The organism is Gracilibacillus ureilyticus (assembly GCF_900111195.1).
GTDB lineage: Bacteria > Bacillota > Bacilli > Bacillales > Amphibacillaceae > Gracilibacillus > Gracilibacillus ureilyticus.
Map to the genome: position 1 here is coordinate 1 of NZ_FOGL01000035.1, position 10,358 is coordinate 10,358.

The 10,358-nt window shown below is 36.7% G+C and carries 17 protein-coding genes; all 17 read right to left on the reverse strand.

Features of this window, described 5'->3' with window-relative positions:
• Nucleotides 1-314 (reverse strand): helix-turn-helix domain-containing protein (locus tag BMW36_RS19980; protein ID WP_089744425.1); only part of this gene is annotated, 314 nt, incomplete at its 3' end.
• A gap of 217 nt (nucleotides 315-531) precedes the next feature.
• Nucleotides 532-960: a hypothetical protein gene (locus tag BMW36_RS19985; protein WP_089744427.1), complete on the reverse strand. Its 429-nt coding sequence runs from the start codon at nucleotides 958-960 to the stop codon at nucleotides 532-534.
• A 127-nt stretch (nucleotides 961-1,087) separates the two neighbouring features.
• Nucleotides 1,088-1,528, reverse strand: a complete 441-nt coding sequence (locus BMW36_RS19990) for a hypothetical protein (RefSeq protein WP_089744429.1) — start codon at nucleotides 1,526-1,528, stop codon at nucleotides 1,088-1,090.
• A 92-nt stretch (nucleotides 1,529-1,620) separates the two neighbouring features.
• Entirely contained in the window at nucleotides 1,621-1,962 is a 342-nt protein-coding gene (locus tag BMW36_RS19995; protein WP_089744432.1) for an ASCH domain-containing protein, read from the reverse strand.
• Nucleotides 1,963-2,010: 48 nt separating this feature from the next.
• Entirely contained in the window at nucleotides 2,011-2,214 is a 204-nt protein-coding gene (locus tag BMW36_RS20000; RefSeq protein ID WP_089744434.1) for a hypothetical protein, read from the reverse strand.
• A gap of 49 nt (nucleotides 2,215-2,263) precedes the next feature.
• Nucleotides 2,264-3,325 (reverse strand): suppressor of fused domain protein, encoded by a 1,062-nt coding sequence (locus tag BMW36_RS20005; protein WP_089744436.1) that lies wholly within the window; start codon nucleotides 3,323-3,325, stop codon nucleotides 2,264-2,266.
• Between the two features lie 31 nt (nucleotides 3,326-3,356).
• Entirely contained in the window at nucleotides 3,357-4,133 is a 777-nt protein-coding gene (locus BMW36_RS20010) for a class I SAM-dependent methyltransferase (RefSeq protein ID WP_089744438.1), read from the reverse strand.
• A 33-nt stretch (nucleotides 4,134-4,166) separates the two neighbouring features.
• On the reverse strand, nucleotides 4,167-4,823 hold the full coding sequence (locus BMW36_RS20015; protein WP_089744440.1) for a zinc dependent phospholipase C family protein: 657 nt from the start codon (nucleotides 4,821-4,823) through the stop codon (nucleotides 4,167-4,169).
• An 89-nt stretch (nucleotides 4,824-4,912) separates the two neighbouring features.
• Nucleotides 4,913-5,437 carry a 5' nucleotidase, NT5C type gene (locus tag BMW36_RS20020; RefSeq protein ID WP_089744442.1) on the reverse strand — a complete coding sequence of 175 codons (525 nt, stop codon included), beginning with the start codon at nucleotides 5,435-5,437 and terminating at the stop codon, nucleotides 4,913-4,915.
• A gap of 52 nt (nucleotides 5,438-5,489) precedes the next feature.
• The gene (locus tag BMW36_RS20025) at nucleotides 5,490-6,068 is read right to left on the reverse strand and encodes a GNAT family N-acetyltransferase (protein WP_175480534.1); all 579 of its coding nucleotides are present in this window, start codon (nucleotides 6,066-6,068) and stop codon (nucleotides 5,490-5,492) included.
• A 77-nt stretch (nucleotides 6,069-6,145) separates the two neighbouring features.
• Nucleotides 6,146-6,925: an SDR family oxidoreductase gene (locus BMW36_RS20030; protein WP_089744446.1), complete on the reverse strand. Its 780-nt coding sequence runs from the start codon at nucleotides 6,923-6,925 to the stop codon at nucleotides 6,146-6,148.
• A gap of 38 nt (nucleotides 6,926-6,963) precedes the next feature.
• Nucleotides 6,964-7,758, reverse strand: coding sequence for a phosphotransferase (locus BMW36_RS20035; protein ID WP_089744448.1), 795 nt, complete (start codon nucleotides 7,756-7,758; stop codon nucleotides 6,964-6,966).
• Nucleotides 7,736-7,909, reverse strand: a complete 174-nt coding sequence (locus BMW36_RS20465; RefSeq protein ID WP_175480535.1) for a hypothetical protein — start codon at nucleotides 7,907-7,909, stop codon at nucleotides 7,736-7,738. The genes BMW36_RS20035 and BMW36_RS20465 overlap by 23 nt, the downstream gene beginning before the upstream one ends.
• A 182-nt stretch (nucleotides 7,910-8,091) precedes the next feature.
• A complete protein-coding gene (locus BMW36_RS20040) occupies nucleotides 8,092-8,598 on the reverse strand; it encodes a DinB family protein (RefSeq protein WP_089744450.1) in 507 nt (168 codons plus the stop codon).
• A gap of 134 nt (nucleotides 8,599-8,732) precedes the next feature.
• A complete protein-coding gene (locus tag BMW36_RS20045) occupies nucleotides 8,733-9,752 on the reverse strand; it encodes a serine hydrolase domain-containing protein (protein WP_089744452.1) in 1,020 nt (339 codons plus the stop codon).
• A 12-nt stretch (nucleotides 9,753-9,764) separates the two neighbouring features.
• On the reverse strand, nucleotides 9,765-9,950 hold the full coding sequence (locus BMW36_RS20050) for a GNAT family N-acetyltransferase (RefSeq protein WP_089744453.1): 186 nt from the start codon (nucleotides 9,948-9,950) through the stop codon (nucleotides 9,765-9,767).
• Between the two features lie 130 nt (nucleotides 9,951-10,080).
• The coding region (locus tag BMW36_RS20055) for a zinc ribbon domain-containing protein (protein WP_139180353.1) at nucleotides 10,081-10,358 on the reverse strand (278 nt) is incomplete at its 5' end.

Below are 10,358 nucleotides of genomic sequence, written 5' to 3' on the forward strand. Positions count from 1 at the left end.
GAATCAGCTAAGTTTTCAACAGACTTTTGAAGGGAGATACTGTCCACTTCTTTTAGGAAAGGATAATATTCTTTTAACTGACGAACTGCTTTAACAGCGCCATATTTATTGAAAAAACCACCTTTCCAATTGTTTGATGGCAGTTGCCCGTTTTGTTTCATTTCCTCTACGATGAACCAATAAGCATCTTTTTGTTTCTGTTTACCGAGGAAGAAATTGAACACGAATCTGGAGCAACCAATTGTCTTATTAATTAGTTGGATTTGTTTTTGATTAGGAAAGATACGAAACTTAAACGTTTTTTTTACTAACATGTTTTCACCTCACTTAACAAGAACATACGTTCTTATTATATCATGTCAGTGCCTGTTTTGTCTATCGCCAACCGCCATTCATCTCCCCCTTATCGCTGAAATAAAAACCCTCAGCACTTGAAGAGGGAGTATTCTGTCGGATATTGATAAAGGCAATATTTCTGTGCTTCATAAAAAATTCCTCTCCTCTTTATTATCCAATTACCATTATGCACCTTTAACGTAATAAGGTAATTTCTTTTGCCGTAACTTCCCTGCTTCTGTCTCCTTTGGTAAAAATGTGTCTTTTTTCAAGAATTACGGATACAAGTTTATCCTCAATCTCCTTTACTGATAAACGTTCACCTTTAAGGTTTTTAATAACTGTTTGTGGAGTTACGCCTACAGAGCAGTAGTATCCAACTTCTTCACCTTGTGTGAACAGATATGGGACTTGGCATTCCATTAATAATTGATCATTATGATCAGATTTAATTATTTTTCCTTTGATGGAATCTGTACTTAATCCAAAAATTATTGCAGAGATGATGATTATGCCTATAACAAAAGTGATGATCAAATTATGTTTCCATTTAACCGTAAAAGCCTTCAAGGTTAGAAAGGAAAATAATAGTAATATCAGGATTATGATGATTAACTTTGTCATGCTATCCCTCATTCCTCTACGTTGATAACAAAACATCCATCTAGCCAGCAGAATAAAGCTTTAGAACTTAATTTACCGGAATGGAGAGCCTTTCTCCTCTAACATCAATTACTACGTTCGATATTTGTTAAAATGGATTATTGTCAATTGATAAAACGAAGGTCCTTGGACTCGCATCAGCCATACAATTACTATTTTTATTTTCAAAAGTAATTTCTACTGTATGCTGTTTCGAGTCTGCCGTCACCTCTTTAATTTCTTCCGGGCAGCTGCCAGACTCATAGAGGCCGATGAAAAGAACAACATTTGTTTCCAAATCCACCTCATTCATCTCTTCTTTCAGCTGAAACAATTCCCACAATTCTTGGTATTGATCATAATCTTCAACTTTTTCTACCAGTACTTGCTCATATTCATACTTTAATGCAATTTCCTCAAAGTTTGCCGGCAATCTCTTTTCTGAAGCAATCACAACTGCATCTATTCGATCCTGTTCTTCTTGTTGATTACAGCCTAAAACAGATAACAAAAGAAAAGCGAGTGCGATAAATTTTAACTTTCTTCTCATAGAATCGCTCCTAACCTGAATAAAGATAACTAATTAAATCTCGATTTTTGCATTCAATAGGTTAGTATTTTTGAAAAGCTTATAAACAACTGTCAACAAACTTTTACTGTAATTGCTAATGTCCCCCATTCCCTTTCTTTCTCGGGGGTATATATTTGATATGTCTGTTCGACCATTTCATCAACAGAATCACCAACTGCATCAAAATCACTAGCAGGAATATTTTCGTACATTTCTCTAAATGTCGAGTATTGCCTTAAGTCGGTTACTTCAACCGTTACAGTCTCTTTATTTCCAGGAATCTTTGTGAATTTTATCGTATCTCCTATGTTAACTTTTCTTCTTTTCTCATCATTCAGCCTGACTTCTACTGTCTTTTTGCCTGATTTCACCGAATGAAAAGGTGTTTCGTAAAGCCCCATATTATGTTCCATCTGCTCAACTCCTAATTAACGTAACTTCTACATGAGAATTTTTTCAACTTACTTGTCCTCTTTGAATTGTAGATACTTTTGTGTCATCAAACCTGCATTAAAGACTGATGTGATCATAATAAAGTAAAACAGTATTTGATTGATAGTAAATCTTTCTTCACCAGTAAACTCAATATTTGAAAAAGACAAGTAGATAAAGCTAATGGCAACTAGCAATGATAACACAAATTGTCCTTTTACAGATTTAATCATGTATTTCCCTCCAAGAAATCAGTGATCAAATATCGTTTCCGTATAATATTTATCCGATCGTCTCTACCACATTTCCCTCTGAATCTCTTATATCTGTTTTCACAATCTCAAAAATTACAGAATTTAACGAAGGAATGGTAAACTCCTTGACAGCAGGCTGTAGTTGTTCTGCCAATTCTTCCACTGCTTTTTTATTTAAAATAATTTCTAATGCATCTTCCTTTTCCACTACATCAGGATGGTCTCCGAATCGAAAAACTACTGTTGCTTCATTGCTTACTAATCTGAGCGGTTCGTTCTTGACTGCACGTCCCTTGATTACTTTTCCGATAATATTTGCTTGCTTTGCTCCAATCTGTACAGTTGCTGGAAGATTTTTAAATATTTTTTTCTGGGCAGGTGTCCAGCTTATTTGCTCAATAAAAAGAAAACGTGTATTAGAACCTTCTGTTTCACTTCCATGTTTAATAGCTTTCTTTATCTCATCATTATGAAGCAAGGACTTTCGCGACAGATTTGTCGTAAATAATGGCATATGATTTTCACAAACATTTAAAACACCGAGCGTATTCCACATTTGCATTGCTTCCAGTTCATCAGCCGTTATTCCAACAACCTGAATAAAATCCAGCCTTCCATTCGGCGTATCCATCCCCGGCAGCTCCTGATCATATGTAAATGCAAGCGCCGTTAATTCTGTATCTGATTTAAGACAAATCGGGCTGTTGGCATCCATATAATCGCCATTATTAAAAACATTTCCACTGCTGAATATGTATCTGGCAAGGTTTTGTAAAAGATTTAATGCCCAACAAGAAGGCTCTGTTTCATCACTTTGCTTGATAAGTCTGAACGTTAATTCAAATCCGAATCCGCTGTTTTCCGGATCTTGGGTCTCTTTTTCATGCAGTTCTGAGAATCCATACGTCACATAATGCCAATGTTCCACCGGTTCTTTTGCAATATATACACTGATCCCGTCCAATGGGTCATTTCCGCCGAACTGATAGGAAATCAGTGTACCAAAATGTTTCGGTTCCTGGTCTCCGTACAGACTCTTCATTGCAACATCTATAGCATCCCAGCCAGAATTATTTTCTTGTTCGTTCATGATATCCTCCTCATACTACTCTTTTAATTTCTTATTTAATCGCTTTCCAAATTGTCCATCGATCTTTCTCTATAATATTATTATCTAACAATAAAACTTGATCGATATGATTAACTAATAATTCCAGCTCATTGTCATCTAATTCATGTAAAATACTCCTGCCAGTTCTGGATGTAAGATCGTTTAATAATTGCTTTTTATTTTCATAGACAGCTCTTGTCTCCCATAACTTAATTTCTTCAATATGCTTAAATCCTGTCTCTCGAAGTGTTTGGACAACGTGCTGGCTATCATGTCTGCGATTAATCTCTTTTTCGATTAACAGAGGAAAAAGTTCAAAAAGATACCCTCTTATATGAGTTTTATTTCCTTTTAAAAGACAATCTTCTGGTGTTCGGTCCTGGATTATATAAACACCATCTTTCTTTAACAACCGAAATGCCTCCAGAAAGCAAGATTCTAAATCGTGAAGATGGTGAATCAATGCCCGTTCTAAAATGAAATCATAACTTTCGCTATCTAAATTAGTCTTATAAGCGGTACCATGTTGAAATGAGATATTTTCATAATCTTTGCAGTTTGTTTTCGCACCTTCCAGCATAGACTCCGAAAAGTCAATGCCTGTGACAGATTCTATCCCCATATCTGATAACGCTTTAGAATAAATCCCGCCGCCACATCCAATATCCACTGCCTTAGAAATATTATCAACAGGGACAAGATTTTTTATTGCTTCCACCCATGTTGTGTCAGCTTTTCTAGTAGTGTACATTGTGCGATTAGTCTCACTGTGAAAATCCATTCCCATTTACTATCCCCCACTTCTATTAACCCCCATGTTCTACACTAGTTGGCTTTCCAACCTCTGATTTAATATTCCTGTGACAATGCGAACGGTTTTTTCTACAAAATGGTCTGCTTCTTCTGAGGTGAGGTAGATAAATTTATGGTCTTCAGAAATTGAATGGGTTTGATAAAACTTAGTAATATTTCTAATCTGTTTCATTGTTTGACCTTGAGGAAAGAAACTCAGGTATTCAGGGAAATCGGTGATATGCTGGAATGACTCCCAGAATATATTATCAGGATGTTCTTTAAGATATAGGAAGTCCAGTCCATACCAATCTTTCTTTACAAGACTGGTATACTCAGGAGTATTGGCTATTTTCTGGTACACTTCTTCTTTTTTCTTATTCTCAGTGAGCTTCAGCCATTCCTCATCTGTCACAAGATGAATATAATAGCCAAGATAATAGGAAAACTGACGTGTAGAACTTTCCTTTTCAACAGACAAGTATTTTTGGTAAAAAGAATCAGCATTAGTTCTACCACCATTATAAAAATGAGTAATCTCTTTCGGTGGAGCCGGTATACCATCTTCTCCGATAAGTCCACAGTCCGGGCCAATATTACCAACCAGGAAATCAATTGTAGAAACCGGCAGTTCTTTTTTCAGTAATTCTTCTGCAATTCTGAAATGAGTAACCCATGTAGCCATTCTGCTCACCCCTTATAAGTTTTTTGGTGACTTATAAACAATTAATGTTTACGCAATATATGTACAAAATCCCTTTTTTAACTGATTGATTATTTTAGAAAATATTCCTTTACTTCTTTCCAGTTATTCACTCTGACATACTCCGTTTCATTCATGTTGTGAGGGGAAGTAAAAAGGATACCCTGTCCATTAAAACGCTTAAAATGTCTGGCATTGTCGTCTATCAAAAAATCAGCATTTATAATACTTTTATCGCCACAAAAGACAAAATTCAAATCATTCAGGAAGCTAAAATGTTCTTTTAACCACTCATATTTTTCCGTAAAGGATGTGGGGAATTCCATCGCTGCAGTAGTAATGAATATTTCGTAGTGTTCACTCAGTTCCTGTATTACTTCCTGACTGTCTTTTATCACTTTTAAGTCCCGAAAAAAAGCAGGTTCAGTTAATATGTTAATAATTTCATTTTTTAACTCAGGGCGCAATTCTCTTAATTTCTTTCCCTTTAAATTTTCGATGGTAATGTTGTCCTTAAACTTATCATTAAAAATGGATAAATGCTTTGGAACAAAATCAGCAATTACTTCATCCATATCTATGGCAATTCTTTTCATATTAAACCTCCCTCCTTCAAAATATGTCTTACTATGTTATTTTGTAAGCTACTTACGATTTTTCATAAGTATTTGTTAGTAAGGTTTCCAAATTTCTCTTAACATTCGGCCAGTCTTCATCAATAATGCTGTATACTGCATAATCCTGTCCATTATATTTTTTTCTTAAAATTCCTTCCTTATTTGCGCCCAGTCGTTCAATAGCTTTTTGTGACCGATAATGACTTACTGTAGTAATAATTTCAACACGCACAGCCTCCCAAACTTCAAAGGCATATTGCAATAATAAGTATTTGCTTTCTGTATTCACCCGTGTTTTCCACACTTCAGGGGAATACCAAGTCCAGCCTATGTTTAGACTCTTATGCATTGAGGCAATCCGTAAGTACCTGGTCATTCCTATTATTTTGTTTAACTTATTATCATAGACCGCATATGGAAACTCGTCGCCTTGTTCCCTTCTAGTGATTGCTGCCTGAATAAAATCTACCATTTCTTTCTTGGTTTTTATCTGTATCGGCAGATACTGCCATATTTCTTCAGAACGTGAGCAAAGGTATAAGGCTTCTGAATGCTCAATTTTAAGCGGAAATAATGACACTCTTTCTCCGAGTAATGAAGTAAAACTCATAATAACTACCCCCAACAGCATAATCCCTCTATATTTTTAGCGAATGGGACTGCCAAAAGCAATCCCATTCTCACAAACTACTTCCCTAAAAATCCACCTTCTGCTCTAATTGTCTGACCAGTCATCCAATAAGAATCATCGCTTGCAAGAAATCGAATGATTTTTGCAGCATCATCAGGTTCTCCAAGGCGCCCGCTTGGGAATTGTGGCAGTAAATGATGTTTAATCTCTTCAGTCATCCAGCCGGAATCTGTCGGTCCTGGATTAATCGAATTTACCGTTATCCCAATAGGTGCAAGCGCTACCGATAATGGCTCTGTAATGGCGATGGTCATTCCCTTTGTAGCAATATACGCTAAGTTATTCGGGTCAGGGCCTCCTGAGACAAGGTTAATTATTCTGCCATCTTTTTTATCTGGATAGGCAATCTCATATCTTTTCGCAAACTCCACTGATAACATGATTGTCCCGCTGTTATTTACCTGATAATGTTTATCCAGAATCTCGGCACTTAGTTCTCGAAAATTCACTCGAGATTCATATGTTGCATTATTGATGAGTACATTTGCTGGCCCAAGTGTATCTTCCACGGTATCGAGCAGCTTTTTGTGAGAATCTGATAAACTTAAATCTAGTGACATATGCGCTGATCTTACGCCAAAACTCTTAATCTTCTCACACAGCTCTTCCGGAAAATTCTCTTCCAGTCCACATCCCTCATTTTTATCAAATGGAGACCAGTGACTAAAGAAGACATCCACACCGGCTTCCGCAAGAGAGAGACAAATTGCTGCACCGATGCTTTTAGAACGACTTGCACCTGTTATGATCGCTATTTTGCCTTTTAAATGTTGCATTCTGTTCCTCCTGTTAATTTAAAGCGTATTTAAAAAACCTAAATCCATTCTTTCCCGTGTTCCTGGATAAATTTTATATCTGCCTGATAATGTTCATAGTGACCTTCCTCTAACATTTTCTGAAAAGCAGTGTCACCGTCTTCTGCTTTTCGTTTCATGTATTTACATAAGCCTTCTAATCTTAACACTACCATTTCTATATAATCTTCTTTCATTTCCTCACCGTAGGATTCAAAAAACAATCTGACTCTTTCCTTTATACGATCCGCATTTATTGATGGATTATAATAAACCGCTTCACCTGTATCAGTGTGATAGAGCCTGCTTAATGGAACACACGTATAAAGTGTATACGCAATATCCCAAAGCCTTGGGCCAGGGGCAGCCAGATCAAAATCGATAATACCTGCTGGTTTTTCATGCTGAAAAATAATATTGTAAATCGCAAAGTCATTGTGACATACGACTTCCTGCTGACCTGGAGTATGGTCGATCGGTTTCCAGTCATCCGTTATTGGAAAGTCACTTACCGTATCATGGTAATGACGGAGCATCTCTGCTATTCCTTTTAACGCATCATCAGACCACATATATTTCTTCAAAGGATAATTGCCAGCTTCTCCTTCGATAAATGACAGTATCTCTCTTCCTTTTTCATCAATCCCTATGAACCTTGGTGCATAGGGAAACCCTTTGATTTCCAAATGGTTTAATAACTTGTGAATTTTGCTGCTTTCCGGCTTTAATTCTCGTCTAACGGTATTTCCCGACCGATATACATTCGAGACATTTCCACCAGAAAGTATTTCTTCATTTTCCGAATGTTTTTTCATTAAACTTCCCCCAGTACAGGGACGCGATAAGTGTGTCAATAGAGATGTAGTTTTTCCCAAAAATAAAAGACAGATATACAAGGATATCTGTCTGGTCATGGGGATGAAATTGTCCACACCATGTATCCCTTGAATGATTTCGGATAGACAAATAAACGCATCCTTCAACAAGGAACGCACTTCGTCTCTCTATCCAATTAACTAATCATTACAAGGTATTCCACATAGGCAGTATCGATTCCCCTTTCAATACATCTCTAACATAAAGGATAGCAAGTATTTCCATCTATGTAAAGAAAATGTGGGTTATTTTATACCGCGAGTAGTGATTTGTTACTTTGCATGATACAGGTATAGACCATAATCCTGCATAACAGAGGTGTGCCCCACTTGTCTAAGCATTGTGGCTATGTTTCCACGATGGTAGGCTCCGTGTGTGGCAATGTGCAGTATAGTTTCGGAAATAGAGGTTTCAAGTTTTCCGGCATAAGGATTATCCACCAGCAATAATTTGTCAATATCTTCTTCATTGTTTATAAATGTCTTGAATTTTTCGGATAAACCTTGATATATTTCTTTCATTTCATCTAGATTTTTTCTTATAAGTTGTTCTCTTTGTTCGTTACTGCTGATCATTGCTTGTTCCATGCTTTTACCGGTGACAACCTCGAACCAAGTATTATCCGTAATATAAATATGTGCGAACACTTCGGATACGGATGAAAAGCCGCTCTGAATCTCCTTATGAAAAATATCCTCCGGCAGTTCTTTCAAACGATCCATGATAACCTCATTTGCCCAAATGTGATAATCATACATTTTTAGTGCGGGATGTTTCATTTAACTTCCTCCTTTGTTATAAATTTTGTACAGTGCTGTAACTTATATATTCTGTTTTAATATAAAAATTCCTCTTAGTTCATGTAAACTGGCGCATACGCAAAAAGCATGCGGCAATCTCCTAACCAAATCATTTACACATTTTTTATAATTTTCAGCATCATTCTTGCTGCAACACTCTGGCCGAAAAACTGGTTGACCGTTCCTGTGAAATAAAGATCCGTTTTGGGGTGATAAAATGAAAAAGCTCCTGTCTGTCCCCAATGTCCGATCAAACCATTCTTTAGTTCTTTAAGTGATATAGGCTGATTAGCAATCCCAACACCATAAAAGAATAAACCTGGCGAAAAAAGAACTTTCCACTCTTTAAGCTCATCGAAGTACTTTTTTGGAAAAAAGTGGCCGTTCTTAAATGCTTTGAGAAATATCATTGATTCCTTTGCTGTGGAAACAATTCCTCCTTCCGGCCCTATTGATGACATATATTTTGGCAAGTGGAGTTCTTTCTCTTTGTAAAACATAGTTGCCGGCCTTGTATCATTCACATCTTCATATAAATACGTATCGACTAACTTTAATTCGTCAAAAATAAATTGCCTGAATACCGTATGAATATCTTGTTCTGTAATTGTTTCAATAATCTTACCCAGCAGCTGGAAATTAGTATCAGAATATTGCACTTTTTTACCTGGTGCAAATTTCGGCTTCTTCATTTTCGCGCTTGCCATAACCTTTTCAAAGCCCCACTTCTGATCATTTCCTGCGGTTAATTCGGAAATCGCGTCAGATGTAAAGTAATCAGGTATACCGGATGTATTGGACATTAGTTGTTTTATTGTTATGTGCTTGGAATAATCGAAACCCTTATAGTGGTGTAGTTCATGGAGGATATTACCAGAAAGGTATTTGGAGATGTTATCGTGAAGTTGCAGGCAATTTTCTGATCTTAGCTTTAACAGGACAGCAGTGACATATAGTTTGGTCACACTTGCGATAAAATATGATCGATCTTCCGTTAAATTTCCCGCTCCATTGATGAGTGATAAAGAGTTGTCTCCCTTTTCGACACACAGTACAGCACCGAAGATGTTTTTCTTCGATACCGCATTTGACACTACTTCTTCCATAAATGATGGGGCGATTGCTGTTGTCATTGTTATCCCTCCTTAAAATTGCTTCTGATGGTCCCATTCCCTCTTCAGCAATGAAAAGGAGTAATGGTCATAATACTTCCCTCTAAAATAATGCTTATCTCGGAATACTCCTTCATTTTTAAATCCGAGTTTTTTAAGCAATTTAATCGACTGAATGTTCTCAAGAGCAACATAGGCATTTATTCTATTAAGCTTCAGGTTTGTGAACTACTCCCACCACTTACCACCCTTACGGGTTGCTTGAAGTGGGGGCTTCTTGGGTAATCGTCCGTTTTGTCAGCTGACGAAAGGGACCAAGCTAACCCTCTTGTTCCAAGAGTTTATCCTTTCATTCGGCACTTGTTAATATGCGAATGCCTTCTTTTTTTATGTTTAGCGCAGCATTGTAATCTCTATCAAGATTTAGTCCGCAAGAACAAACATACATCCTAACATTCATAGGCATAGGTTGGGTATTTCCACAACACGAACAAGTTTTAGTAGATGGAAACCATTTGTCAATTTTGATCAGTTGTTTTCCTTGTTCTTTTAATTTGTACTGTAAGAAAGAAGTGAACATTCCCCATCCATTATCCGCTACGCTTTTACCAAATTTAAGTGCTTGTG

Excerpts from the sequence above, each read along its gene's own strand:
- BMW36_RS20005 (WP_089744436.1), bottom strand. The coding sequence starts at position 3,325 with ATGAACGAACAAGAAAATAATTCTGGCTGGGATGCTATAGATGTTGCA.
- BMW36_RS19995 (WP_089744432.1), bottom strand. The coding sequence starts at position 1,962 with ATGGAACATAATATGGGGCTTTACGAAACACCTTTTCATTCGGTGAAA.
- BMW36_RS20000 (WP_089744434.1), bottom strand. The coding sequence starts at position 2,214 with ATGATTAAATCTGTAAAAGGACAATTTGTGTTATCATTGCTAGTTGCC.
- BMW36_RS19990 (WP_089744429.1), bottom strand. The coding sequence starts at position 1,528 with ATGAGAAGAAAGTTAAAATTTATCGCACTCGCTTTTCTTTTGTTATCT.
- BMW36_RS19985 (WP_089744427.1), bottom strand. The coding sequence starts at position 960 with ATGACAAAGTTAATCATCATAATCCTGATATTACTATTATTTTCCTTT.
- BMW36_RS20045 (WP_089744452.1), bottom strand. The coding sequence starts at position 9,752 with ATGACAACAGCAATCGCCCCATCATTTATGGAAGAAGTAGTGTCAAAT.
- BMW36_RS20010 (WP_089744438.1), bottom strand. The coding sequence starts at position 4,133 with ATGGGAATGGATTTTCACAGTGAGACTAATCGCACAATGTACACTACT.
- BMW36_RS20035 (WP_089744448.1), bottom strand. The coding sequence starts at position 7,758 with ATGAAAAAACATTCGGAAAATGAAGAAATACTTTCTGGTGGAAATGTC.
- BMW36_RS20030 (WP_089744446.1), bottom strand. The coding sequence starts at position 6,925 with ATGCAACATTTAAAAGGCAAAATAGCGATCATAACAGGTGCAAGTCGT.
- BMW36_RS20020 (WP_089744442.1), bottom strand. The coding sequence starts at position 5,437 with ATGAAAAGAATTGCCATAGATATGGATGAAGTAATTGCTGATTTTGTT.
- BMW36_RS20040 (WP_089744450.1), bottom strand. The coding sequence starts at position 8,598 with ATGAAACATCCCGCACTAAAAATGTATGATTATCACATTTGGGCAAAT.
- BMW36_RS20015 (WP_089744440.1), bottom strand. The coding sequence starts at position 4,823 with ATGGCTACATGGGTTACTCATTTCAGAATTGCAGAAGAATTACTGAAA.
- BMW36_RS20025 (WP_175480534.1), bottom strand. The coding sequence starts at position 6,068 with ATGAGTTTTACTTCATTACTCGGAGAAAGAGTGTCATTATTTCCGCTT.